This window comes from Candidatus Pantoea rara, assembly GCF_051136265.1.
Lineage (GTDB): Bacteria > Pseudomonadota > Gammaproteobacteria > Enterobacterales > Enterobacteriaceae > Pantoea > Pantoea rara.
Window position 1 is genome coordinate 1,116,318 of the sequence record NZ_CP194942.1, and the last position, 24,295, is coordinate 1,140,612.

Consider the following 24,295-nt stretch of genomic DNA (forward strand, 5'->3'; position numbering starts at 1 on the left):
GCTTAGCCTTTCTGATACTGCTTAAAGCGCTGTTGTAACTGACGCAGCTGATCGATACGGGCATCGTAGCGCGCCTGCTTCAGGCTGCCGAGCGGCACCTGTGCGCTGGCGCTGCTGAGCGTGGTGATTGCCTGATCAAGCTGGCCATTCAGCGCCAGACTCTCTGCCCGCGCCGATAACTCTTCATCATGCAGTCCCTGCTGTGCAGAGGCCTGCGCCAGTAAATCCCAGCCGTTGGGATCGTCTTTATTAGCCCAGGTATAGCGGTTCAGAATACGGCTGGCACTGGCATACTGTTTCGCTTCTACGTAGGCATTCGCCAGATTGAGCTGCACCACCGGGCTGTTTCTGGCGCCGGTGGCAGCGGTGAGCAGGGCGATGGCCTGTTGTGGCTGGTTCAGGCCAATGTCGATGTCCGACATGATATCCAGGAACCAGACATTATCAGGCTGTTTTGCCAGCAGCGGTGAGACAATTCGCTTCGCATCGGCATAACTCTTCGCCTGCAAAAACTGTATGGCTTTGCCATAGTGTGACGCCAGCTGCTCACGGGAATTGCCGCTGGCATACTGACTCAGCAGTTCATCGGTCAGCTGGTTGCGGCCGGTGGAGTACATGCCCAGCGACCGTACTTTTGCGAGATAGAAATCCTGAGTCGATTGCACCACCATCGGCCGCATCTGATTGGCGCGGTTACGGGCATCCGCCAGACGGCTGTCGGGCAGGGGGTGCGTCAGCAGAATTTCAGGGGGCTTCGAGGAGAAGCGGCTCTGATCTGCCAGCTTCTGCAGAAAGTTCGGCATCGCCTGAGGATCGAACCCTGAGCGCTGCAGCACCTGAATCCCGATGCGGTCCGCTTCCTGCTCATTACCCTGGGTAAAGCTGATAATCCCCTGCTGCGTACCTGCCAGGGTGCCGGTGAGTGCGGCCATGCCCGCCTGCGGACTCGCCATCGCCAGCAGAATAGAGCCCAGCGCACCGACCCAGGTCAGCGGCGCATTGCGCTTCTGATCTTCCATGGCGCGTGCCAGATGGCGCTGGGTGACGTGCGAGATTTCATGTGCCATGACGGATGCCAGCTGGCTTTCATTATCGGTAAAGCGGAACAGCGCCGAGTGCAGCACCACGTTGCCCCCGAAAAAGGCAAAGGCGTTGAGCTCATCGTTCTGGATAAGAAAAAAGTGGAACGGGGTTTTCACCGAGTCGGCGTGCGACACCAGTCTCTGTCCCAGCTGATTAATATATTGATTGAGCAGGGGATCGTTGATTAACGGCGCACTGGCGCGCAGCTGGCGCACATAGAAGTCGCCCATCTGCAGTTCCTGATTAATCGACAGCGTGGAACCTGCCGTGGTGCCAATATCGGGAAGTGAATCACTGACATCGGCATTAGCAGGTGTCAGAGTGGTGAAAATGAGCGTCGGAAGGAGCGCGGCGATCAGCGTTTTCTTTAACCGGTTCAACATGCCTTAATCCTGTAGAGAGGCCCTGAAAATGGACAGATGCGCAGCGGGAATGTTCCATTTTTCACAGATAACGACGGTTCGTGACTATCTTAACCAGAGCATCAAAAGAAAGAAATGTTGTTTTCTGGTTCAGGCCCGACGTGATTTGTGCAAGATCGCCGATTTTGGCGAAAAAAATTGAATGTCCTTGCAACATAAACCGAAGTTAAACGAATAAAAAATGACGGGATATCACTGGGGTTGTTAACGGTTAAATTACCAATTAGCTACTCATTCCCATTACGCTTTGGAGGATTAGAGCAGAATCTGCTGTCTGGCACCTGAAGCAGTTTGTATTCTTATTTTAAAGTTATGTAAATTCACTCAAAAAAACTGAATATGGCATGCATTTTTCCAGGTCTACTCTGAAAAAACAGCGTGCTCAGCGTCGCTAAATGCCTCTCCGCCATTGATAATTTAAATCGTAGCGCCCGCTTTTATCTTTTCCATTCCAGATTAGCCCGGCTGTTATTTTTTCCGAATGAATTAACAGGCAAAGAATTCAGACGGGATAATCAGGTCCATTTCCAGTAAGACTCTTTTTTCTGCATGATAAAACTTTTCGATTAATTATCACGATGAACCATTTCAGCGGTTATCAGTGGCGTGTTGACCTGAATTTACAGAAGCAAGATTTATGCCTGCGCTGTGGTATAGATAGCCGACCTGATTCAGTCCTGAATCTGCCAGACATTATTTGCCGGAGAGAAGTGTTATGCGTTCAGTTGTTTCATACGCGTTAATCGCCATTATTGGCGGCGTTGTTGGCGCGGCTGTCACACAGAGTGGCGATATTTACGACAAAGTAACACGCCATTTTGCAACCGAGCCACAGGAAGCGCCCGGATTCTGGAGTACACCGGCGATTGAAGGTTACGGAAAAATTCATTATGAGCCTGACGCCGCGTTTAAACCGGTGGCAGGCCTGAGCAACAAAATTGTTTTCCAGATCACCCGCAGCGACGGCGCGATGACCGCACCGAATCTCGGACTGGAGCGTGTGGCGCGCGTGGTGAATTTATATATCGCCTCCGGCATCCCGGCCGACCAGCTGAAGTTCGTGGTTTCAGTTACCGGTGACGCAACCCCTGCCATGCTGGATAACGCCCATTTTAAAAAGTTTTATGGCATCGAAAATCCAAACCTGAAGCTGATTAACGAGCTGAATCAGGCGGGAGTGAAGGTCTCGGTCTGCGATCAGTCCGTGGCATTCCATCACTATCCCAATAACTGGATTGATAAGTCAGTAATTCATGCGCTTTCCAGTCCGACCACCGTATCAACCCTGGAAAATCAGGGATACGCGTGGCTGGCAATGTAATTGATGTTTTAAACGACCGGGAGAAGAGTTAATGCGTCCAGCAGCTTTAGTGGTAATGGCAGCCGTAGCGGGATTTATCGGGGGCAATGTTTTACAGTTGCCAGAATTAGTCGATAAGGTCAGCGGCAAAATGGCAGATAATAAATCTGAGCCTGCTGATTTCTGGAGTACACCAGCAATCGATGGCTACGGCAAAATACATTATGTCGATACGCCTGCATTTAAACCCGGCACGACAGCGGGTCTGAGTAATAAAATTGTTTTCCAGATTAACCGTAATGAAGGCGATATTCGTAAGCCGAACCTGGGTCTGGAGCGCGTAGCACGCGTTACCAACCTCTATTATGCGGCGGGAGTTCCACTCGACCAGCTGAAATTTGTGGTATCGATTAACGGCGATGCCGTTTCATCAGCCCTGAATAATGACCAGTTCAGCAAAGCTTACGGCGTCGATAACCCGAACCTGAAGCTGATCAGCGAACTGAAAAAAGCGGGCGTTCAGGTCACTATCTGCGACCAGTCAGTCGCGTTTCATCAGCTTGAACGCAACTGGATCGACCCGATGGTTACACACACTATCTCCAGCGGCACCACCGTTGCCACGCTGGAAAACAGTGGTTACGCTTTCCTGATGCTTTAATTCCAGCAGCGGCGTCACTGCCGCTGTCACCTGCCAGTCATTTTACCGTGATGCGCCTGTCATATAACGCCGTTAGTTTACGTCGCAATGAGATCGATCTCATTGACGATAAACGAGGCAGGCATGACCGATTTAATCAGCGTAGCCAGACTGGCAGGGGTCTCCCGCGCAACCGCGGCGCGCGCCTTTTCTGATCCTCACCTGTTAAAACCCGTCACGCTGCAGAAGGTGCTTGCTGCCTCCGAACAGATGGGCTTTCGCCCGAATCATATTGCCCGCCAGCTTCGCACCCAACACTCCACCACGTTTGGCGTTCTGCTGCCTTCACTGCTTAATCCGGTTTTTGCCATGCAATTGCAGGCGATGGAGCAGCAGGCCCGGCAGGCAGGCTATGCCCTGCTGGTGGCGACCAGTGATTATCAGGCTGAGCGGGAAGCAGCCATTGTCGAACATATGCTGCACCAGCGTGTGGCCGGTCTGGTTTTGACGGTGGCAGACGCCGACAGCAGTGCGTTGCTGCCAAAACTGGTGGCGGCGAAGATGCCCTTTGTGCTGACTCACAGCGTTCCGCAACAGCACGAATGGCCCGCTATATGCGTCGACAACCGCAGAGCCATGGCGGAAGCGACTGCTCATCTCATCTCTCTCGGCCACCGCCACATTGTCATGGCGGCTGGCCCGATGCAGCAATCTGACCGGGCGCGTCTGCGCTATCTCGGCTACTGCCAGGGGATGCAGCAGGCGGGTCTCCAGCCGCAGGCGATGATTGAGATGCCCAGCCATATCCACTCTGATTTCAGGCCGCTGCAGCCATTGATGAATGCCCCTTCGCCGCTGACGGCGGTGATTTGCAGTAACGATCTGCTGGCTATCAGCCTGCTGGGGGCCGCTGCGCGAGCCGGTGTCAGCGTACCCCATCAGCTCTCCGTAATGGGCTTTGACGGGATCGAATTGGGCGAACAGCTTTCACCGTCACTGGCCAGCGTGGTTCAGCCGATTGCGCTGATGGGCACGCGTGCCATTGACCTGCTTCTGAATCCAGGCGGCAACACCCACCTGCTGGCCCATCACTTACGAACTGGGGAGAGTATCGCCCCGGCATTTCATGGTTCTATTTCAGGGAAACATCATGTCACTCACCGTTAATATCAAACAGATCGCCAGCGCTGCGCTGCTGGCCGGATGCACGCTCACCAGTTCGTGGGTACAGGCGGCGGAAAATGCTATCTGCTACAACTGTCCGCCAGAGTGGGCCGACTGGGCCACGCAGCTCCAGGCGATCGAAAAAGCGACCGGCATTCATGTGCCGCAGGACAATAAAAACTCCGGTCAGGCGCTGGCGCAACTGGTCGCCGAGAAAAACAATCCGGTCGCCGACGTGGTCTATTACGGCGTCAGTTTCGGCATTCAGGCCGTCAGCGCCGACGTAGTCAGCGCCTACAAACCGGCTAACTGGGATCAGATCCCGGCAGGAATGAAGGATCCGGCAGGCAAGTGGGTGGCGCTGCACTCCGGAACTATGGGCTTTATGGTCAATGTTGATGCGCTGGGTGGCGCACCGGTGCCACGTGCCTGGGATGATCTGCTGAAGCCGGAATATAAAGGCATGGTGGGCTATCTCGATCCGGCCAGCGCCTTTGTGGGTTATGTTGCGGCGGTGGCGGTGAATCAGGCCAAAGGCGGCAGCCTGCAGGACTTCACGCCCGCCATCAACTGGTTCAAAGCACTGCAACGCAACCAGCCAATTGTGCCTAAGCAGACCGCCTATGCGCGGCTGATTTCAGGCGAAATCCCGATTCTGATCGACTATGACTTCAACGCCTATCGTGCCCGCTACAAAGATCACGCCAATGTCGAGTTTGTGATCCCCAGCGAGGGCACGGTCACGGTGCCGTACGTGATCAGCCTGGTGAAGAATGCGCCGCATCCGGCCAACGGTAAGAAGGTGATTGATTTCGTGCTGTCAGATGCTGGTCAGGCGATCTGGGCCAACGCCTGGCTGCGTCCGGTGCGGGCTGGCGCGATGTCAGCCGAGGCGAAAAAATATTTCCTGCCTGACAGCGATTATGCGCGCGCCCACACGGTCGATTATCAGCAGATGGCTGATGCGCAGAAGGGCTTCTCCGCACGCTATCTGAGTGAGATTCGTTGATGTCACTGTCTGCAATCAATCCGTTTGCCGCTGGCGGGCCGGTTCGCCATCGTCTCCGCCCGCTGGGGGCGAACTGGCCGTGGATGCTGCTGCCTGCGCTGCTCTTCTTTGCCGCTTTCTGGCTGCTGCCATTTGCCCGTCTGTTACAGATCGGTGTAACGGAGGATCGCACCACACATCACAGTGGCTACTGGACGGTGATCAGTCAGCCACAGTATCTGCAAAGCCTGCTGAATACCGTCCTGCTCTCGGCGGCGGTGACACTGGTGACGCTGGTGATTGCTGCGGTGGTGGGCTGCTTTCTGGCGCGGCAGCGCTTTCCCGGACGAGGCACCTTGCTGGCGCTGCTGACTTTTCCTCTGGCCTTTCCGGGCGTGGTGGTGGGGTTCCTGATGGTCATGCTGGCGGGGCGTCAGGGGGTGCTGGCGCAACTCAGCCTCAGCCTGTTTCATGAGCGCTGGGTGTTCGCCTATTCGCTCAGCGGATTATTTACGGGCTATCTCTACTTTTCGCTGCCGCGCGCCATCGTGACGCTGGTGGCGGCCAGTGAGAAGCTGGATCGATCGCTGGAAGAGGCGGCCCGCTCGCTGGGTGCCAGCCAGTGGCGCATCATCACAGACGTCATCATTCCAGGGCTGAAACCGGCGCTGCTCTCCTGTGGCGCACTCTGTTTCGCCACCAGTATGGGCGCATTTGGCACCGCCTTTACGCTGGGAACCGAACTCGCTGTACTGCCGCTGACCATTTATGGTGAGTTCACCAATTACGCTAACTTTGCCACTGCGGCGGCACTCTCAGTGGTAATGGGAGGGGTGGCCTGGCTGGCACTGATGCTGGCTAATGGGCTTGCGGGCCGGAAGGAGCGATCATCATGAAGCGCCGGGGTCTGTTCTGGCTGCAGGTGGCGATCACCAGCCTCACCGCACTGTTTATGATCGTGCCGGTCATGCTTTCGATGCTGGCGGGCGTTACGCAGAACTACTTCGCGGGTCTGCGCAGCGGCCTGACGCTGAAGTGGGTGGAACAGGTGTGGCAGATGTATGCCGACACTTTCTGGCTGTCACTGCTGATTGCTCTGAGTTGTCTGGCGGTGACGGTCATCGCTGGCGTGCCAGCGGCCTGGGGCTTACTGAAGTCACCGTCACGCTGGGCCTCGCGTATTGAGGAGTGTCTGATGCTGCCGGTCGCGTTGCCCGGACTCGCTACCGCGCTGGGCATCATTCTGCTTTATGGCCAGTTCAGCACGTTGCGCGACAGCTGGCTCTTCATCCTCATCGGCCATGTGCTCTTTACGCTGCCGTTTATGATCCGACCGGTGCTGTCGGTGATGCAGGCGATCGATCTGCCGCGCCTGGAAGAGGCTGCCGCCAGCCTGGGAGCGGGTTTCTGGCACCGCTTCTTTACGGTGGTCGTCCCGAACTGCCGCAACGGCATTCTGGCGGGCGCATTTATGGTGATCACCCTTTCAGTAGGGGAGTTCAACATTACCTGGATGCTGCATACGCCGCTGACCAAAACCCTGCCGGTCGGGCTGGCCGACAGTTACACCTCGATGCGGCTTGAAGTCGGATCCGCCTATACCCTGATCTTCATTATGATGATTTTGCCGCTGCTGCTGCTGCTCAACGCCTGTAATCTCTGGCTGGAACGGCAAACTTCGCGGCAGCAGAGAGAGGAAACCGTATGAAAGAGGCTGTCACTGTGACGCTGCGCCACTGCTCGCGTCGCTTCAATCAGCAGGTCGCGCTGCATCCGCTCAATCTGCGGGTCCAGGCTGGAGAAACACTGGTTCTGCTTGGCCCATCGGGCTGCGGCAAAACCACGCTACTGCGTATCATCAGCGGCCTGGAAAGCAGTGATTCGCCGGGTGAGATCTGGTTCGATCAGCGTAACGTGACCGCGCTGCCCATTGAGAAACGCAATGTCGGCATGGTGTTTCAGAACTACGCGCTGTTCCCGACGCTTAACGTGGCGCAGAACGTCGCCTATGGCCTGAAGGTGCAGGGCGTGCCGCGGGCCGAACGTGAAGCGCGGGTCGCGGAGATGCTGGCACTGGTTGATCTGAGCCATCTGGCACATCGTGCAATTGATAAATTGTCCGGCGGGCAGAAGCAGCGTGTGGCGCTGGCACGTGCGCTGGCCGCCCGGCCTAAAGTGCTGCTGTTTGATGAGCCGCTGGCGGCGCTCGACGCCAGGCTGCGCGATCGTCTGCGGCTGGAGATCGGTGCGCTGCTTAAGCGGCTGGCGATCACCGCGGTTTACGTCACTCATGATCAGCAGGAGGCGATGGCGCTGGGCGATCGCATCGCGGTGATGGAGCAGGGCCGTCTGGTGCAGCTCGATACACCGCAGGGCATCTATCAGCGCCCGGCTTCGCGCTTTGTGGCTGATTTTGTGGGGGCCATTAACTGCATTGCGCACGATCCTGACGGTCAGCCCCTGCGTTTTTGTCGCCCGGAAGATGTGTTGCTGGCCGACGACACGCGCTATCCCCAGCGCGGCGTGGTGGTGGGCAGCATGTTTCTCGGTGCTTCGCAGCGTTTACTGATCGATATCGGGCTGGACAATCCCATCCAGGTAGAACGACATGCCCGCGAAATCTGGCAGGCGGGGCAGCGCATCAGCTGGTCGCTGACCCGCCAGGCCATACTGGAATTTAGTTGCTAAGGAGTCTGTTGTGTCTGTTCAACCCACTGTGATCGCCCAGATCAGCGATCTGCATATCAAGGCCAATGGCCGCCTCTCGTACAAACAGGTCGATACCTATGCGGCGTTACTGCAGGTTATCGACACCCTTAACGCGCTGCAGCCGCGACCCGATGTGGTAGTGATTACTGGCGACCTGGTCGATTTTGGCAGGCCGGAAGAGTACCAGACGCTGCGCGAAGCTCTGCAGCGTCTTCAGCTGCCGTTTTATCTGATGGCGGGTAATCACGACGACCGCGAGGCGCTGCGTGCTGCCTTCCCGGATCACCGCTATCTGCAGGCGGGGCCGACCCTGAACTGGCAGTTCAGCGTGGGCGGCGTCAGGCTGCTGGCGCTGGACTCCAGCGTGCCGCAACAACCGTGGGGGGAGCTGGACGAGCAACAGCTGCAGTGGCTGGATCAGGCACTGAGCGCGGCCGCCGAGCAGCCCACGCTGGTCATGCTGCATCATCCTCCTTTTGCCTGTGGCATTGTGCATATGGATCGGCAAAGATTACGTCATCCGGAGGCTCTGGCGGCGATTATTGCCCGCCATCCTCAGGTTGAGCGGGTGCTCTGCGGTCATCTGCATCGCAGCCTGCAGACCCGCTTTGCCGGGACGCTGGCTTGTGTCGCACCAGGCGTATCGCATCAGGTGGCGCTGGATCTGCATCCCGAGGCACCGGCTCATTTTATTCTGGAGCCGCCCGGCTTTTTGTTGCACTGCTGGCAACCCGGGCAGGGAATGGTCACGCATCAATGCGCAATTGGTCACTTTTCTGGCCCCTGGCCCTTTTACGACAGCCAGGGATTAATCGATTAGTGCCAGCCAAATCTGTATTCAGAGAGGTGAAATTTGTCTTAATACTGCTCAAAAATGCCGACAGCGTGTAGACTTAAGCCCGGATATCAGGGCCTCTGGCACACATAAAAATATAATCAGGCATTTACGACATGACACTCTTCTTCAGGGCGGCGACGCCATGCTAAAGCTCTTTCGGCCCAAGGCCGATTTGCGCAATCTGATCGCCCTGCTGGTGATTGTCAGCATTGTTATCACGCTCGGGAACACGCTCTACGCCACCTGGCGGGTTCAGCGCCAGGTGCTGATCGATTCCACACTGGAGGCGAACCGGGCCTATGCTGCCAAGCTCGCCTCAACCAGTGAAATTTTCTTCCAGCTGGCGCAGTCGCAACTGCACTACAGCGCCAATCAGCTCAGCCGTGACTTTGGTAATGCGGGGCTACTGGATAGTGAAGTTAACCGCCTTCGCGAGCAGACCACCAGTTTCAACTCAGTCGCGATAGTGGATGCGCAGGGCGTGATCAAAGCGATCTCGCCCGAATCCCTGACGCTGAAAGGAATGCACCTCACCAGTGACGCCTCGCGGGAGGCACTGACGCTGCGACAGCCGATCATCAGTAAACCCACACTTTCTGCTGCCAATAATCTGCTGGTGTTTGTCTCATGGCCCATCTGGAGCCCCGAAGGTGACTATCTGGGCTATATCGGTGGCACCATCTATCTGAAGAAAAAAAGCATTCTGAATGCGCTACTGGGTGAGCAGTTCTACCGGGATGGCACCACGGTCTACGTGCTCGACAGTAATAATGAGGTGCTGTATCACCAGAATCGTCAGCTAATCGGCAAAACGCTGCCCGCCATCGTCAGTCCGCGTGATGACCAGACTAATGGCTCGCTGATGATGGCCGGTCCGGGCAAAACGACTCAGCTGGCGGGCTTTGCCGTGGTGCCGACCACCGGCTGGACGGTAGTGGCGCTGAAGCCGGTGAACGTCACGCTGGATCCGCTGTCGGGTCTGTTAATGAAGGTCCTGAAAAACTCGGTGCCGTTCGCGCTGCTGACCCTGCTGGTGGCTGTGGTGCTGGCGCGCCTGATTGCCCAGCCACTTTTCCAGCTGGCCCGTAAAGCCAGCCGGATGGATGCACAGGGCGTCTCAAAAGAGATCGGCGGCATCACCGCCTGGTATTTCGAGGCGGCGCAGGTCAAGCGCGCGCTGCTCACCGGGATTGGCCTGGTGCAGGACAAAATTGGGCGCCTTAGCTCCGAAGTGCAGACCGATCCGCTGACTCAGCTACTGAATCGCCGCGGTCTTAACGCGGTGCTGGAGTACTACCGCACGGTGCACCAGCCTTTCTCAGTGCTGGCACTGGATATCGATCACTTCAAAAACGTTAACGACAGCTGGGGTCACGACGTGGGCGACCGGGTCATTCAGCAGGTGGCGAGCACACTGCGTGCCAGCGCCCGCCAGTCTGATGTGGTCTGTCGCAACGGCGGAGAGGAGTTTCTGATGCTGTTGCCGGCAACGGTACTGGATGAGGCGCAGGTCATCGCGGAGCGCGTGCGGCTCGGCATTAAAGAAGCCTGGCTGACCGATGTGGGGCGAATTACCCTCTCTATCGGCGTCGCGGCCTGGAACGGGTCGCAGGATGCCGGACTGGAAAACAGCTTAAAACAGGCCGATGCGGCGCTTTATGAAGCGAAAAATGCCGGGCGTAACTGCGTTATTGTTGCTGCATCTTAATCAATCGCATGAACGCTGGAGGTTTCGCAGCGGCAGTATAAAGATGTGCGGGGAAGGGGAATTAAGCAGGGCGCGGCGATCAAACTACCGCGCCCTTCAACATCAGGCTGACTTAATGTAATCCAGCACCATGTCGTGGTGATTTGAGGTCTTAAAGTTATCAAACACTTTTTCGATCTTGCCCTCAGCATCCACCAGGAAGCTGATGCGATGAATGCCGTCATAGGTTTTCCCCATAAACGTTTTTTCACCCCAGACGCCAAACGCCTGGCAGACTTCATGATTTTCATCTGACAGCAGCGTAAAGTTCAGCAGCTCTTTTTCGACAAACTTTGACAGCTTTTCTGGTTTGTCGGTGCTGATACCCAGCACTTCCACACCCGCTTTCTTCAACTCATCCATGTTGTCACGCAGACCGCACGCCTGCACGGTGCAGCCTGGTGTCATCGCCTTCGGGTAGAAGTACACCAGAACGCGCTGTCCCTGGAAGTCGGTCAGATTCACGTGTTCGCCGTCCTGATCAGGCAGGCTAAATGCAGGTGCAGTATCTCCGGCTTTCAGTGGATTCATCACATCTCTCCATTTTCTTATTCAGGCTGTGGGTAATACACCATTCGGCCAGAAACGGCCAGAGGCAAGATTACCATCAGGGGGTATTTCACCACATAGCCGCGCACGCGTCAGTTATGTGGAGAAATAACTCCGGCTTATGAACCAAAGCTTAGCGTACTGCGCTGACAGATTCGCTGCTGTCGGCGTCAGACACACTATAGAGACGCAGTGTCCCCTGCGCATTCAGCTCCTGACACAGGGTATTGAATGCCTGTTCAAACGTCGTGCCACGGGTTCGCGTCGGGCTGTGGGCGGTCATTTGAATATAGAGCGTTGGCGGCAAATTGTGTTGCGCAGGTGTGATGCGCGACACCAGTTCGGCCACATTCATCTGATGCTTATCGATAAGATCGGTGAAGCGCTCAATGATATGCGGCGAATCGGCGACTTCAACCTGAATGAAGGCGGTGTCCGGCATCGGTGGACGGAGCCGGGCGTTGGTGCGCTTCATCACGATCAGCAGTTCCAGCTCTGCGCCTTTCAGCGGCAGGGTCGATTCAATGAGTGTGATCGCGTTCCAGCTGCCCGACAGCAGCATAATAAAGGTGAACTCATCCCCGAGCATGGCAAGACGGCTATCTTCAATGTTGCAACCGCAACTGCTGACGTGTCGGGTAATGGTATTGACGATACCCGGACGGTCAACACCGAGCGCGGTGATCACCAGATGATGGGGCTGAGATTGCGGCAAAATGGCTTTTCCTCTGCTTTCGCTAATAACCATAAGGTAAACATAAAAAAAACTGCTGACAAGCGCGGGAATGGCGTGGCTTGCTTGCTTTTCCCTAAGTGTAAAACGTACCATGAAGCACTTGTTTGTCGAGGGGATCGCCAATGTTTACGGGAAGTATTGTTGCACTCGTTACGCCAATGGATGACAGCGGTAATGTCTGCCGGTCGAGTCTGAAAAAACTGATTGATTATCACGTCGCCAGCGGCACCGCGGCGATCGTTTCCGTCGGCACCACAGGCGAATCTGCAACCCTGAGCCATGAAGAACATGGTGATGTGGTGATGCTGACCCTGGAACTGGCCGATGGCCGTATTCCGGTGATTGCCGGAACCGGTGCAAACGCCACCGCTGAAGGCATCTCTCTGACGAAGCGTTTTGAAAATTCCGGCGTGGTGGGTTGCCTGACCGTGACACCTTATTACAATCGTCCGACGCAGGAAGGGCTGTTCCAGCACTTTAAAGCGATTGCGAATAGCACCAGCCTGCCACAGATGCTGTATAACGTTCCCTCACGTACCGGTTGTGACATGCTGCCGGAAACCGTTGCCCGTCTGGCCGAAATCAAAAATATTATCGGAATCAAAGAGGCAACCGGGAACTTATCGCGAGTTAGTCAGATCCAAGAGCTGGTTAATGAAGATTTCATTCTGGTGAGTGGCGATGACGCGACTGCGCTGGACTTTATGCAACTGGGCGGTAAAGGCGTCATTTCGGTGACCGCAAACGTCGCTGCGCGCGAAATGGTCGAACTGTGTCAACTTGCACAGCAGGGCAATTTCGTCGAGGCACGTCGCCTGAATCAGCGTCTGATGCACCTGCACCAGACGCTTTTCTGTGAACCCAATCCTATCCCGGTGAAATGGGCTGCGAAACAGCTAGGATTAATCGCTAACGACACGCTGCGTCTGCCAATGACGCCACTGACTGCAGCCGGCCAGCCGAAAGTGGAGCAGGCGCTGGTGAAAGCGGGTTTGCGATAATTTAGGGAGTTTGAATGAATTACTCAGTAAAGCGGTCAACAGTAGCCACAGTGGTGGGGCTTTCTACCCTGATGCTGTTGTCGGCCTGTTCAAGCGATCAGCGTTATAAGCGCCAGGTCAGCGGTGACGAATCTTATCTTGAAGCCAGTCAGTTAAATGAACTGAAAGCGCCTGCCGGAATGATCCTGCCGGTTCAGCGTGGTGATTACGATGTGCCGCGCACCACCAGCAAGGCCCCGACCGGCAAGCAACTCGACATTCGTCCGCCAGCTCAGCCGCTGGCGCTGATGAACGGCACCCGCGCGCAGTTCAGCAACAATACTGGCGCACTGATGATTGATAACAACCGCGGTTCAGTCTGGCCTCGGGTCGTCAGCGTCGTGCAGTCAAACAAGTTCCCGATTGCTTCACGTAATGATGCCGGCCAGCAGCTGACGACTGACTGGGTGCAGTGGAACCGTGCTGATGAAGACCAGCAGTATCGCGGCCGCTACCAGATCAGCGTGCAGTCGCAGAGCTATCAGCAGCAGCTTACCGTGCGTCTGCTGGAGCTGCAGCAGGATGGAAAAACCATTACTTCTCCTGTACAGATTCAGCGTTACACCGCGCAGATGCTGAATGAACTCAGCACCGGTCTGGACAAGATTGATACCGCCAGTGAAAACGCGGCGGCGGGTCGGGTGAGTGGTGCCATTGATGTGCAGAGCGGCGCAGATGATACCGGACTGCCAATGCTGATTCTGCGTACGCCATACAACGTGGCATGGCAGCGTCTGCCAGAGGCGATGAAACGCGTCGGGATGGACGTGACCGATACTACCCGCTCCACCGGCAGCATGAAGGTGACCTACAAGGCCCTGAGCAGCAGCGACTGGGATTCAGTTGGCGCGAAAGATCCGGAATTAGAAAACGGTGATTACAAAGTGCAGGTGGGTGATCTCGACAACCGCACCAGTCTGCAATTCATCGACCCGAAAGGGCATGTGCTGACCCAGTCGCAGAACGATGCGCTGGTGGCCGTGTTCCAGGCGGCGCTGAACAAATAAAGTTGCCTGAGGCCGGAGATTCTCCGGCCTTTTTATTTTGTTTTTGGCATAATAGCGCGCGGCGAAGTAAACGATTGCGTCAAGGCAATCGCCGCAGCGGCACTGGCCGCTGAACACCCGTTATTTCAAGTCTGGAGTGAACAAGATGCAAAAGCGAGCTGAGTTGTATCGCGGTAAAGCGAAAACCGTATACAGCACCGATAACCCGGATCTGCTGATACTCGAATTCCGCAACGATACGTCAGCAGGTGATGGCGCCCGAATTGAGCAGTTTGATCGCAAGGGAATGGTTAACAACAAATTTAACCACTTCATCATGACCAAATTGCAGGAAGCGGGTATCCCGACCCAGATGGAAGCGCTGCTGTCCGATACCGAAGCGCTGGTGAAGAAGCTGGAGATGGTGCCGGTAGAGTGCGTGGTACGTAACCGCGCAGCAGGCTCGCTGGTAAAACGTCTGGGCGTGGAAGAGGGTATTGTGCTCAATCCACCGCTGTTTGATCTTTTCCTCAAAGATGATGAAAAGCATGACCCGATGGTCAACGAATCCTACTGCGAAACTTTTGGCTGGGTCAGCAAGCAGAACCTGGCGCGGATGCAGGAACTGACCTTTAAAGCCAACGAGGTGCTGAGCAAATTGTTCGACGATGCAGGTCTGATTCTGGTCGACTTCAAACTGGAATTTGGTCTGTTCAATGGCGAAGTCACACTGGGCGATGAGTTTTCACCAGACGGTGCACGCCTGTGGGACAAAGAGACGCTGGATAAAATGGACAAAGACCGTTTCCGCCAGAGCCTCGGCGGCGTAGTCGAAGCCTATGAAGCCGTGGCGCAGCGACTGGGTGTAAAACTCGACTGAGTTTGTCTTTAGCGCACCTGGAAAGCAGAAAGAAAAAGGAGAGCCCCGGCTCTCCTTTTTTCATTTTGGTGTAAAGCTGGTGATTGCTCCCTCACACAACTAAAATCATGCCATCTGAAAAAATGACTGAGGGAATACAGCATGCGCTGGCAAGGGCGTCGCGAAAGCGACAATGTAGAGGACCGTCGCGATCAATCGTCCGGTTTAGGCGGCGGAGGCCGTCAGATTCGTCTGCCGCGCGGTAAAGGCGGTATCGTGCTGCTGATCGTGGTAGCTATCGCCGGTTATTACGGTTATGACCTGACCGCACTGCTGACCGGTGGCGAGGTCGCACCGACCAGTCAGCAGCAACAGCGCAGCGTCAGCGCCAATGATGACGAGGCCGCCAAATTCACTAAGGTGATTCTGGCGACCACGGAAGATACCTGGGGTAAATTGTTCAAACAGATGAACAAACAATATGTCCCACCGAAGCTGGTGATGTATCGCGGCGCAACCCGCACCGGCTGCGGTACCGGACAGTCTGTGATGGGACCGTTCTACTGTCCTGCCGACCAGACCGTCTACATCGACCTCTCTTTCTATGACGAGATGAAAACCAAACTCGGCGCGGACGGTGACTTTGCCCAGGGCTACGTTGTCGCGCATGAAGTGGGCCACCATGTGCAGAAGCTGCTGGGCATTGAACCGAAAGTGCGTGAAATGCAGCAGGGCGCGAGCCAGACCCAGGTCAATCAGCTTTCTGTGAAAATGGAACTGCAGGCAGACTGTTTTGCCGGTGTCTGGGGACACTATATGCAGCAGGAGAACATCCTTGAAGCCGGCGATCTGCAGGAAGCACTGAACGCCGCTGAGGCGATTGGTGATGACCGCCTGCAGCAGAAAGGCCAGGGCCGCGTGGTGCCGGACAGCTTTACCCACGGGACTTCTGAGCAGCGCTACACCTGGTTCAAGCGCGGATTCGATGGTGGCGATCCAGGACAGTGCAATACCTTCGCCAGCAACTGATGATCCCAACGCAGGTTATGCAGCAGGCCGGTGTGCGTCGTCTGGCAGTCATCAGCGGCGACCCGGCCTGGTGCGTGGATCGCGCTGCGGAATGGCGTGAAGCGTTGCCGGGTGACTGGCTGACGCTAAGCGCGGAGCCACTCTTCTCTGCTTCCTCTGAAGAGCCACTCCTGCATAAAACGCCAGGCGCGGTTCGCACGCTGCTTGGCCGTGAATTTCGTCATGCGATATTCGATGCCCGTCAGGGCTTTCATGCTGAGGCTTTCGCTGCGCTGGCTGGCACGCTGACCGCTGGTAGCTGGCTGCTGCTACTGGTACCGCCCTGGGAACAGTGGTCGCAACAGCCTGACACCGACAGCCTGCGCTGGGCGGATGTCGCTGAACCCATCCCAACACCTCATTTTGTTCACCACCTGCAACAGCTGATCCTGGCGGATGATCAGGTGCTACTGGCGCGGCAGCATCTGCCTTGCCGTTTTCCGGTGCAGCCCGACTGGCCGCAGTGGCATTGTCAGGCACCGCAACAGCAGCAGGCGATACTCAATCAGCTGATGACGCTGCCATCGGGTGTCGCCGTGCTGACCGCCGCCCGTGGACGGGGTAAATCGGCGCTGGCGGGGATGCTGGCACGATTGAATGGCCGATGTCTGGTCACCGCGCCGGCGAAAGCCTCAACGGAGGTGCTGGCCACCTTTGCTGGCGAGCGCTTTCATTTTATGGCGCCTGATGCGCTGCTGGCGCTGGAGACGTCACCCCAGGCGGACTGGCTGATTGTGGATGAAGCCGCGGCAATCCCGGCACCGCTGCTACGGGCGCTGGTCAGCCGCTATTCCCGCGTGTTACTCACCACCACTGTGCAGGGTTACGAAGGCAGCGGACGCGGCTTTATCCTTAAATTCTGCGCTGGCCTTACGGATGCACACTATTTCACGCTGGATGAGCCGCTGCGCTGGTCGCGTTTCGATCCGCTGGAGCAGTGGCTGAATCAGGCGCTGCTGTTTGACGATGCCAGCGCTGCTGCCCCCGATTCTCCCGTAACGCCGCATCGGGTTGAACGTCACGATTTCAGCACGCTGGAGGCTGCCTATCGTCTGCTGACCAGCGCGCACTACCGCACTTCGCCGCTTGATCTGCGCCGCCTGCTGGATGCGCCGGGTATGGCGTTGTGGCGGGCGGGAGAGGCACCTGCGTTACAGGGCGCGCTCTGGCTGGTGGAGGAGGGCGATCTTGAACCTGATCTGGCGCAGGCGGTCTGGGCGGGCACCCGGCGACCGCGCGGAAATCTGGTGGCACAGTCACTGGCAGCCCATGCCGGTCTGGCTGAAGCGGCAACCCTGCGCTCGCTACGGATTAGCCGCATAGCCGTGGCGGCAGAGAGCCGTCGGCAGGGAACCGGCCAGCAGCTTGTTGCGGCAGCGGCCAGTGCGGCTGCCGATCACGACTATCTCTCCGTCAGCTTCGGCTACACTGAATCACTCTGGGCGTTCTGGCACGCCTGTGGCTTTACCCTGGTACGGATTGGCAGTCAGCGTGAAGCCAGCAGCGGCTGCTACGCGGCGATGGCTATCCTGCCCTGTTCTGCTGCGGGCAGGGTATTAGCGCGCCGGGCGGCAGCACAGCTGGCACGTGACTGGCCGCTATTGCGCCAGCATATCGCGCTGGACCTGCAGTTTGATAAAGCCACAGACGACGGATTGACCGCGCAGGATATTCATCTGGCCGTTGGTTTTGCCTGGGCGCATCGGCCTCTGGAGGCGAGCCTTCCGGTATTGCAGCGTCTGGCAGAAGCCAGCATCGCGCCCGCCCCGTTGCTGGCCGCAGCCGTTGCCACACCCGATGCGCTAAGCGAGCTGGCCCGGCAGGCAGGCGTGAGCGGCCGCAAAGCGCTGATAGCGAAGCTGCGTCAGCAGGCGGCAACGGCACTCGAAAGCCTGGGTGTTGCTGCGGACTCGCTGCATCGTCCGGTGAAATAATTCGACCATCTGCCTCAAATTATCCTCATATCATTTTGCTCCACGCGGCGTAGAGTAAACACAGGAGGTCAACATGACACTGAAATATGTAATCGTTCAACAGCCTGCCACCACAGCGCAGCTGTTGCTGCTCTACCACGGCGTTGGCGATAATCCTGACTCAATGGGTGAGATTGGCAACTGGTTTGCCCGCACGTTTCCTGACGCGCTGGTGGTGTCCGTCGGTTCGCCGGGCACGGTTCGTCAGTGGTTTGGCGAAACCGATCTGCACGATCAGACGGTGCAGCAGCGGGTGGATGCGGCGATGCCGCAGTTTGTTGAGTCTGTGCGCCACTGGCAAAAAAAGAGCGGCGTGCGGCCCGAAGCGACAGCGCTAATCGGCTTTTCGCAGGGCGGCAGTATGGTGCTGGAAGGGGTTAAAGCGTATCCGAATCTGGCGGGCCGCGCAGTGGTGTTCAGCGGCCGGTTTATTACCCTGCCAGAGAAGGCCAGTACCCGCACCACGATTCACCTGATCCACGGGGATTATGATGAGCAGATCCCGCTGCACCATGCTCAGCAGGCGGAGCAGCGGCTGACCGCCTGCGGTGGCGACGTCACGTTGGATATCGTTGACGATCTGGCGCATGCCATCGATCACCACAGCATGGAACTGGCGCTGAATCATCTGCGTTATACGGTACCGAAACGCTATTTTGATGAGGCGTTAAGCGGCGCAAAACCCGGTGACGATGACGTTATTATGATGATGTAAAAAAGCCCCTGCATTGCAGGGGCTTTTTCATTTACTTCTTCTTCGGCCAGTTGTCGTCGTCATCCCATTTATCATTGAAATCACGATGCGGCGGCAGGTCCGGTTTGTTATCCATAAATTTTTTGTGATCGATGCGTTTCAGATCTTTATAAACGTTCATCAGCACGCCAACCATCAGCAGGATCACCAGGATCCACCAGTAATCTTTAATAAATTCCATTTGCTGCTCCTTAAAACCGCCGTCAGGCGATCAGTTGTTCCATGATGCGTTGGTACATCCGGCTCAGCATCTGCAGGTCAGAGGCTTTCACACACTCATTGATTTTATGAATGGTGGCATTCACCGGCCCCAGTTCCACCACCTGCGCGCCCATCCGGGCAATAAAGCGGCCATCGGAGGTTCCGCCTGTGGTCAGCAGCTGCGGCTTAATTTCATTATAGTGCGCTACAGCTTTCACGACGGCATCAACCAGCTTACCACGCGTGGTCAGGAAGGGCTGACCAGAGAGTTTCCACTCAATGGTGTAACGCAGCTGGTGACGATCCAGCAGGTCTGCGACCCGCTGGCGAATCATCTCATCGGTCAGTTCGGTGCTGAAGCGGAAATTAAACTGCACAAACAGTTCACCAGGTATCACGTTGTTGCTGCCGGTGCCCGCCTGGACGTTGGCGATTTGCATGCTGGTGGCCGGGAAGAACTCATTCCCCTGATCCCACTCTGTCGCGACCAGCTCAGTCAGCGCAGGCATCGCCCGGTGAACCGGGTTATCCGCCAGATGCGGATAGGCGACGTGACCCTGCACGCCATGTACCGTCAGATTGGCGGTAATTGAGCCACGGCGGCCATTTTTTACCACGTCACCGACCACCTCAGTGCTGGACGGCTCGCCGACCAGGCAATAGTCGAGCCGTTCCCGGCGCGCCATCAGTCGTTCAACCACTTTAACCGTACCGTTGGCACCGCTGGCCTCTTCATCAGAGGTAATCATAAAGGCGAGCCTCCCTCTGTGATTAGGGCGCACCGCAACAAAACGTTCGGCCGCCACCACCATGGCCGCCAGCGAGCCTTTCATGTCCGCCGCACCGCGGCCAAACAGCATGCCATCGCGGATGGTCGGTTCAAATGGCGGATTAATCCAGCGACTGGCATCACCAGGTGGCACTACATCGGTGTGACCGGCAAACGCCAGCGTTTCACCTTCGCCACGGGTGGCCCAGAAATTCAGGGTGTCGTCGATGTTCATCGTTTCAATCTTAAAGCCAATAGCTTCAAGACGGGCGATCAGCAGAGCCTGACATCCGGCATCATCGGGACTGAGAGAGGGGCGACGTATAAGCTGCTGCGTCAGCTCAATGACCGGGCAAAACATATTATGACTTCTCCTGGATAGCATTCTGATAGGTGGCTTCGCTGAAACCGGCGAGCAGGGAGCCATCCGGGGTGCGCAACAGTGGACGCTTAATCATGGCGGGATGCGCCAGCATCAACGCTTTGGCGCTGCTGGCATCGGTCACCGCTTCACGGTCAGCATCGGGCAGTTTACGCCATGTGGTGCCGCGGGTGTTAAGCAGGGCTTCATAGCCCAGCGCATCGATAAACGTCTGCAACAGGTCATCGCTCAGGCCATCGGCACGGTAGTCGTGAAAGTGATACTCAACGCCTGCGTCTGTTAAAAAGCGCCGGGCTTTTTTTATGGTGTCGCAATTTTTAATCCCGAACATCACCCACTGCGTGCTCATTGCCCGATCCTTATTGTCCTGTGAGAAGAGAAAGCTGAAAAAAGCAGCCAAAGCGCGAGTTTAGCATAGTGTGATCCGTTGCGGCATCTGTGCGGGCGCGGTAATCGTCCTCGATATCCTGAACGGCGTGTCACTGTTTCGCACCAGGTAAACGTTATCAATTTCGCAGTGAATTATTACCCTGATCATCAATGGATGCTTAAGAATTTCGCCATGCTGATAAAATAGTCTACCGCTGGGCTTATAAAAAATTATTTCTAATGGTGTTAATGGGTTGCTGAAATGTGCGTCAGCTTCCAGAATCAGCAACATTCATGTTTTTGTGAGGCTTGCCGATAGATATAACAGGTGTAAACGTATTCACCTGATTAAAAAAAGAGCGTAGTATTGCCAGCACAATAAGAGAGGGCATTATGATTGACACCGAAATGGGAACCTGGAAAGAATTTATCGAAGCGATGTTACGTAACAAGTAATACGCTAAGAGAAAAGCAGGACAATCCCGCTTGCTGGAATTCTTAACACACATAAATAAGGCGGTCACTGAAATCAGTGGCCGCTTTTTATTTGTCTCTAGTCGTGCGGCTTCTCTTTGAGCGGGAAGCGACGGCGGACCAGCACAAAGAACAGAGGCACAAAAAAGATCGCCAGCAGCGTGGCGGAGATCATTCCGCCCATCACACCGGTGCCCACCGCGTGCTGACTGCCTGAACCTGCGCCGCTGCTGATTGCCATTGGCAGAACCCCGAAGATAAAGGCCAGCGAGGTCATCAGAATCGGCCGCAGACGCTGACGCGACGCCGCCAGCGTTGACTCCACCAGCTCGCGTCCCCGGCTGTTAATCTCGTTAGCAAATTCCACAATCAGGATGGCGTTTTTGGCCGACAGACCGACCACCGTCAGCAGGCCAACCTGGAAGTAGACATCATTTTCTAGCCCGCGCATCCAGGTCGCAATCAGCGCGCCCACCACGCCGAGCGGCACCACCAGCATCACCGAGAACGGGATCGACCAGCTCTCATACAGCGCGGCCAGACAGAGGAACACCACCAGCAGCGAAATCACATAGAGCGCCGGTGCCTGCGAACCGGAGAGCCGCTCCTGATAAGAAGCACCGGTCCACTGGAACCCGACGCCCAGCGGCAGGGCATTCACCAGCTTTTCCATCTCATCCATCGCCGTACCGCTGCTGACGCCATTAGCCGCTTCGCCAACAATCTCCAGCGATGAATAGCCGTTATAGCGTTCAAGACGGGGCGAACCGGTTTCCCAGCGGCTGGTGGCAAAGGCGGAGAAGGGCACCATTTTGCCGCTGCTGTTGCGCACATACCATTTTTTGACGTCGTCTGGCAGCATGCGGAATTCGGCGGCGGCCTGCACATAGACCTTTTTCACCCGACCACGATCCAGGAAGTCGTTCACATAGGTGGAGCCCCAGGCCGTGGTCAGGGTGTCGTTAATGGTATCCAGCGATACGCCCAGCGCCTGGGCTTTACGGGCATCCACATCAATCTGCAGTTGCGGACTGTCATCCAGTCCGTTATGTCGTACGCGTGACAGCGACCTGTCGTTGCCTGCCATCTCCAGCAGCCTGTCGCGCATTGCCATCAGTTGAGTATGCCCGATACCGGCGTGATCCTGCAGTTCCATGTCAAAGCCGGAGCTGCTGCCCATACCGGTGATGGCAGGCGGACTGCTGGCAATCACCCGGCCCTCTGTAATTTTCTGAAATGCTTTCGTTGCGCGATCGATAATCGCGAACGAGGTGCGATCGGAACCGGGCCGCGCTTCCCAGTCTTTCAGCCGCACAAACAGACGTGCCACGTTCTGGCCATTGCCGCCCGGACCTGCGCCGATGGTGGAGAAAACCGACAGCACGTTGGCCTTCTCCTCGGTGAGATAATAATTTTCGACTTTCGCGACTACGCTGGCTGTCTGCTCAAGCGTTGCACCTGCCGGAAGCTGAACCTGCGTCAGAAATACACCGCGATCTTCCTGCGGCAGAAATGACGTCGGCAGACGCAGAAACAGGAACGCCATCAGACCGATAATACCGAGATAGAGCAGCAGCCAGCGACCTCCCGTCCGCAGGATGCCCGCGACGCCACGCTCGTAGCGGTCAGCGTTATGATTAAAGTGACGGTTGAACCAGCCGAAGAAGCCGCGCCGCTCATGCTCCTCGCCTGTTTTCGCCGGTTTTAGCAGCGTGGCACACAGTGCCGGCGTCAGGATCATCGCCACCAGCACTGACAGCACCATCGCCGAGACAATGGTGATGGAGAACTGACGGTAAATGGCGCCGACGGTACCGCCGAAAAATGCCATCGGCACAAACACCGCGGAGAGTACCAGCGCAATACCCACCAGCGCGCCCTGAATCTGGCCCATCGATTTTCGCGTCGCGGCGCGTGGCGAGAGCCCTTCTTCATGCATGATGCGTTCGACGTTTTCCACCACTACGATGGCATCATCCACCAGCAGGCCTATCGCCAGCACCATGGCAAACATGGTCAGGGTATTGATGCTGAACCCAAAGGCATAGAGCACGCTGAAGGTGCCGAACAGGACCACCGGCACGGCGATGGTCGGAATCAGGGTGGCGCGGAAGTTCTGCATAAACAGATACATCACGCCAAACACCAGCACGATCGCCTCCAGCAGCGTCTTCACCACATCGGTGATCGACGCTTTAACGAACGGTGAGGTTTCATAGGCGATTTTCGCTTCCAGGCCGTGCGGGAAGTAGTGCGACAGTTCTTCAATGCGCGCCCGCACCAGCTTGTCGGTGTTCATCTCATTGGCACCGGAGGCGAGCTTCACACCCAGACCTGACGCGGGCTGGCCGTTGTACCGGCTCAGATAATCATACTTCTCTGCCCCCAGCGCCACGGTGGCGACATCGCCCAGCGTCACCACAGAACCATCAGGATTGTTCTTCAGGGTGATGGCCCGGAACTGCTCGGGGGTCTGCAGCATCGACTGGGCGTTAACCGTGGCATTCAGCGCCTGTTTCTGCACCGATGGCAGGCCACCGACCTGACCCACAGCAACCTGGGTATTCTGCGACTGGATCGCACTAACGACATCGTCGGTAGTCAGCGCGTAGGCGATCAGTTTGTTGGGATCGAGCCAGATGCGCATCGCATATTGCGAACCGTAAGCATCAACCTGGCCGACGCCATCAATACGGCTCAGCGGGTCCTGAATATTACTGGCGACATAGTCTGAAATATCCTGCTTATCCATGCTGCCGTCGGTGGAGACGAAAGCCACCATCAGAATATTGCTGTCACCGGTCTTATTCACCGTCACGCCTTGAGACTGCACCGCCTGTGGCAATTTGCGCAGTGCGGACTGCAACTGGTTCTGAACCTGCTGGCGGGCTTCGTCGGGATTGGTCCCGGCAGTAAAGGTAAGGGTGATTTGAGCCTGACCGGTGTTGCTGCTGTTCGAGGACATGTACATCAGATTATCGATGCCGGTCATGTTCTGCTCGATCACCTGAGTAACGGTGTTTTCCAGCGTTTCGGCGGATGCGCCGGGATAATTAGCAGTGATACGCACATTGGGGGGAGCCAGATCGGGGTACTGCTCAACAGGCAGCGAAATAATCGAAAGTGTGCCACACAGGCACAGCAGAATCGCCAGCACCCAGGCAAAGATGGGGCGGTCGATAAAGAAATTCGACATTAAATCGACACTCCTCAGGACTTATTATTATCGGTCAGGCCCACCGGC

The 24,295-nt window shown here is 56.5% G+C and carries 22 protein-coding genes; 15 read left to right on the top strand and 7 right to left on the bottom strand.

Annotated elements, in window-relative coordinates:
- Positions 1-2 precede the first annotated feature (2 nt).
- Complete coding sequence (locus ACR8BF_RS05420) at positions 3-1,466, bottom strand: beta-barrel assembly-enhancing protease (protein ID WP_434745667.1); 1,464 nt, start codon at positions 1,464-1,466, stop codon at positions 3-5.
- A gap of 754 nt (positions 1,467-2,220) precedes the next feature.
- Between ACR8BF_RS05420 and ACR8BF_RS05425 the strand changes: the two genes are divergently transcribed.
- The 9 genes from ACR8BF_RS05425 to ACR8BF_RS05465 all read left to right on the top strand — a co-directional run bounded on the left by ACR8BF_RS05425 (position 2,221) and on the right by ACR8BF_RS05465 (position 10,852).
- Entirely contained in the window at positions 2,221-2,826 is a 606-nt protein-coding gene (locus ACR8BF_RS05425; protein WP_434745668.1) for a DsrE family protein, read from the top strand.
- Between the two features lie 31 nt (positions 2,827-2,857).
- A complete protein-coding gene (locus tag ACR8BF_RS05430; protein WP_434745669.1) occupies positions 2,858-3,466 on the top strand; it encodes a DsrE family protein in 609 nt (202 codons plus the stop codon).
- Positions 3,467-3,589: 123 nt separating this feature from the next.
- The gene (locus tag ACR8BF_RS05435; protein WP_434745670.1) at positions 3,590-4,612 is read left to right on the top strand and encodes a LacI family DNA-binding transcriptional regulator; all 1,023 of its coding nucleotides are present in this window, start codon (positions 3,590-3,592) and stop codon (positions 4,610-4,612) included.
- Positions 4,596-5,618 (top strand): ABC transporter substrate-binding protein, encoded by a 1,023-nt coding sequence (locus ACR8BF_RS05440; protein WP_292991731.1) that lies wholly within the window; start codon positions 4,596-4,598, stop codon positions 5,616-5,618. The genes ACR8BF_RS05435 and ACR8BF_RS05440 overlap by 17 nt, the downstream gene beginning before the upstream one ends.
- Positions 5,618-6,493, top strand: coding sequence for an ABC transporter permease (locus tag ACR8BF_RS05445; RefSeq protein WP_313698096.1), 876 nt, complete (start codon positions 5,618-5,620; stop codon positions 6,491-6,493). The genes ACR8BF_RS05440 and ACR8BF_RS05445 overlap by 1 nt, the downstream gene beginning before the upstream one ends.
- Positions 6,490-7,305, top strand: a complete 816-nt coding sequence (locus ACR8BF_RS05450) for an ABC transporter permease (RefSeq protein ID WP_434745671.1) — start codon at positions 6,490-6,492, stop codon at positions 7,303-7,305. The genes ACR8BF_RS05445 and ACR8BF_RS05450 overlap by 4 nt, the downstream gene beginning before the upstream one ends.
- The gene (locus ACR8BF_RS05455) at positions 7,302-8,285 is read left to right on the top strand and encodes an ABC transporter ATP-binding protein (RefSeq protein ID WP_179895081.1); all 984 of its coding nucleotides are present in this window, start codon (positions 7,302-7,304) and stop codon (positions 8,283-8,285) included. The genes ACR8BF_RS05450 and ACR8BF_RS05455 overlap by 4 nt, the downstream gene beginning before the upstream one ends.
- Positions 8,286-8,295: 10 nt before the next feature.
- Positions 8,296-9,126, top strand: a complete 831-nt coding sequence (locus ACR8BF_RS05460) for a phosphodiesterase (RefSeq protein WP_434745672.1) — start codon at positions 8,296-8,298, stop codon at positions 9,124-9,126.
- 160 nt (positions 9,127-9,286) lie between these two features.
- Positions 9,287-10,852 (top strand): sensor domain-containing diguanylate cyclase, encoded by a 1,566-nt coding sequence (locus ACR8BF_RS05465; RefSeq protein ID WP_434745673.1) that lies wholly within the window; start codon positions 9,287-9,289, stop codon positions 10,850-10,852.
- Positions 10,853-10,954: 102 nt separating this feature from the next.
- Here the strand turns inward: ACR8BF_RS05465 and bcp are convergent, their stop codons facing one another.
- Positions 10,955-11,422 (bottom strand): thioredoxin-dependent thiol peroxidase, encoded by a 468-nt coding sequence (gene bcp, locus ACR8BF_RS05470; RefSeq protein WP_090958780.1) that lies wholly within the window; start codon positions 11,420-11,422, stop codon positions 10,955-10,957.
- A 151-nt stretch (positions 11,423-11,573) separates the two neighbouring features.
- Positions 11,574-12,155, bottom strand: coding sequence for a glycine cleavage system transcriptional repressor (locus ACR8BF_RS05475; protein ID WP_136196710.1), 582 nt, complete (start codon positions 12,153-12,155; stop codon positions 11,574-11,576).
- Between the two features lie 143 nt (positions 12,156-12,298).
- On the opposite strand from ACR8BF_RS05475, the gene dapA reads away from it, so the two are divergent.
- The 6 genes from dapA (at position 12,299) to ypfH (ending at position 18,817) form a co-directional block, all read left to right on the top strand.
- Positions 12,299-13,177, top strand: coding sequence for a 4-hydroxy-tetrahydrodipicolinate synthase (gene dapA / locus ACR8BF_RS05480; protein WP_010260008.1), 879 nt, complete (start codon positions 12,299-12,301; stop codon positions 13,175-13,177).
- Between the two features lie 14 nt (positions 13,178-13,191).
- Positions 13,192-14,223, top strand: a complete 1,032-nt coding sequence (bamC, locus tag ACR8BF_RS05485) for an outer membrane protein assembly factor BamC (RefSeq protein WP_434745674.1) — start codon at positions 13,192-13,194, stop codon at positions 14,221-14,223.
- Between the two features lie 145 nt (positions 14,224-14,368).
- Positions 14,369-15,082 carry a phosphoribosylaminoimidazolesuccinocarboxamide synthase gene (gene purC, locus ACR8BF_RS05490; protein WP_003848791.1) on the top strand — a complete coding sequence of 238 codons (714 nt, stop codon included), beginning with the start codon at positions 14,369-14,371 and terminating at the stop codon, positions 15,080-15,082.
- 141 nt (positions 15,083-15,223) lie between these two features.
- The gene (ypfJ, locus tag ACR8BF_RS05495) at positions 15,224-16,090 is read left to right on the top strand and encodes a KPN_02809 family neutral zinc metallopeptidase (RefSeq protein ID WP_292991758.1); all 867 of its coding nucleotides are present in this window, start codon (positions 15,224-15,226) and stop codon (positions 16,088-16,090) included.
- Positions 16,090-18,063, top strand: a complete 1,974-nt coding sequence (locus ACR8BF_RS05500) for a tRNA(Met) cytidine acetyltransferase TmcA (RefSeq protein ID WP_434745919.1) — start codon at positions 16,090-16,092, stop codon at positions 18,061-18,063. Before ypfJ ends, ACR8BF_RS05500 begins: the two co-directional genes overlap by 1 nt.
- A 73-nt stretch (positions 18,064-18,136) precedes the next feature.
- Positions 18,137-18,817, top strand: a complete 681-nt coding sequence (gene ypfH / locus ACR8BF_RS05505) for an esterase (RefSeq protein ID WP_434745675.1) — start codon at positions 18,137-18,139, stop codon at positions 18,815-18,817.
- A gap of 31 nt (positions 18,818-18,848) precedes the next feature.
- Here the strand turns inward: ypfH and ACR8BF_RS05510 are convergent, their stop codons facing one another.
- From ACR8BF_RS05510 to acrD, 4 genes are all read right to left on the bottom strand, one after another.
- Positions 18,849-19,037, bottom strand: a complete 189-nt coding sequence (locus ACR8BF_RS05510) for a YpfN family protein (protein WP_003848800.1) — start codon at positions 19,035-19,037, stop codon at positions 18,849-18,851.
- Positions 19,038-19,059: 22 nt separating this feature from the next.
- On the bottom strand, positions 19,060-20,187 hold the full coding sequence (gene dapE, locus ACR8BF_RS05515) for a succinyl-diaminopimelate desuccinylase (protein WP_179895089.1): 1,128 nt from the start codon (positions 20,185-20,187) through the stop codon (positions 19,060-19,062).
- Position 20,188: 1 nt separating this feature from the next.
- The gene (locus ACR8BF_RS05520; protein WP_313698078.1) at positions 20,189-20,557 is read right to left on the bottom strand and encodes an ArsC family reductase; all 369 of its coding nucleotides are present in this window, start codon (positions 20,555-20,557) and stop codon (positions 20,189-20,191) included.
- Positions 20,558-21,130: 573 nt separating this feature from the next.
- Positions 21,131-24,247 (bottom strand): multidrug efflux RND transporter permease AcrD, encoded by a 3,117-nt coding sequence (acrD, locus tag ACR8BF_RS05525; protein ID WP_434745676.1) that lies wholly within the window; start codon positions 24,245-24,247, stop codon positions 21,131-21,133.
- Between the last annotated feature and the right edge of the window lie 48 nt (positions 24,248-24,295).

Excerpts from the sequence above, each read along its gene's own strand:
- ACR8BF_RS05420 (WP_434745667.1), bottom strand. The coding sequence starts at position 1,466 with ATGTTGAACCGGTTAAAGAAAACGCTGATCGCCGCGCTCCTTCCGACG.
- ACR8BF_RS05425 (WP_434745668.1), top strand. The coding sequence starts at position 2,221 with ATGCGTTCAGTTGTTTCATACGCGTTAATCGCCATTATTGGCGGCGTT.
- ACR8BF_RS05430 (WP_434745669.1), top strand. The coding sequence starts at position 2,858 with ATGCGTCCAGCAGCTTTAGTGGTAATGGCAGCCGTAGCGGGATTTATC.
- ACR8BF_RS05435 (WP_434745670.1), top strand. The coding sequence starts at position 3,590 with ATGACCGATTTAATCAGCGTAGCCAGACTGGCAGGGGTCTCCCGCGCA.
- ACR8BF_RS05440 (WP_292991731.1), top strand. The coding sequence starts at position 4,596 with ATGTCACTCACCGTTAATATCAAACAGATCGCCAGCGCTGCGCTGCTG.
- ACR8BF_RS05445 (WP_313698096.1), top strand. The coding sequence starts at position 5,618 with ATGTCACTGTCTGCAATCAATCCGTTTGCCGCTGGCGGGCCGGTTCGC.
- ACR8BF_RS05450 (WP_434745671.1), top strand. The coding sequence starts at position 6,490 with ATGAAGCGCCGGGGTCTGTTCTGGCTGCAGGTGGCGATCACCAGCCTC.
- ACR8BF_RS05455 (WP_179895081.1), top strand. The coding sequence starts at position 7,302 with ATGAAAGAGGCTGTCACTGTGACGCTGCGCCACTGCTCGCGTCGCTTC.
- ACR8BF_RS05465 (WP_434745673.1), top strand. The coding sequence starts at position 9,287 with ATGCTAAAGCTCTTTCGGCCCAAGGCCGATTTGCGCAATCTGATCGCC.
- bcp (WP_090958780.1), bottom strand. The coding sequence starts at position 11,422 with ATGAATCCACTGAAAGCCGGAGATACTGCACCTGCATTTAGCCTGCCT.
- dapA (WP_010260008.1), top strand. The coding sequence starts at position 12,299 with ATGTTTACGGGAAGTATTGTTGCACTCGTTACGCCAATGGATGACAGC.
- bamC (WP_434745674.1), top strand. The coding sequence starts at position 13,192 with ATGAATTACTCAGTAAAGCGGTCAACAGTAGCCACAGTGGTGGGGCTT.
- purC (WP_003848791.1), top strand. The coding sequence starts at position 14,369 with ATGCAAAAGCGAGCTGAGTTGTATCGCGGTAAAGCGAAAACCGTATAC.
- ypfJ (WP_292991758.1), top strand. The coding sequence starts at position 15,224 with ATGCGCTGGCAAGGGCGTCGCGAAAGCGACAATGTAGAGGACCGTCGC.
- ACR8BF_RS05500 (WP_434745919.1), top strand. The coding sequence starts at position 16,090 with ATGATCCCAACGCAGGTTATGCAGCAGGCCGGTGTGCGTCGTCTGGCA.
- ypfH (WP_434745675.1), top strand. The coding sequence starts at position 18,137 with ATGACACTGAAATATGTAATCGTTCAACAGCCTGCCACCACAGCGCAG.
- ACR8BF_RS05510 (WP_003848800.1), bottom strand. The coding sequence starts at position 19,037 with ATGGAATTTATTAAAGATTACTGGTGGATCCTGGTGATCCTGCTGATG.
- dapE (WP_179895089.1), bottom strand. The coding sequence starts at position 20,187 with ATGTTTTGCCCGGTCATTGAGCTGACGCAGCAGCTTATACGTCGCCCC.
- ACR8BF_RS05520 (WP_313698078.1), bottom strand. The coding sequence starts at position 20,557 with ATGAGCACGCAGTGGGTGATGTTCGGGATTAAAAATTGCGACACCATA.
- acrD (WP_434745676.1), bottom strand. The coding sequence starts at position 24,247 with ATGTCGAATTTCTTTATCGACCGCCCCATCTTTGCCTGGGTGCTGGCG.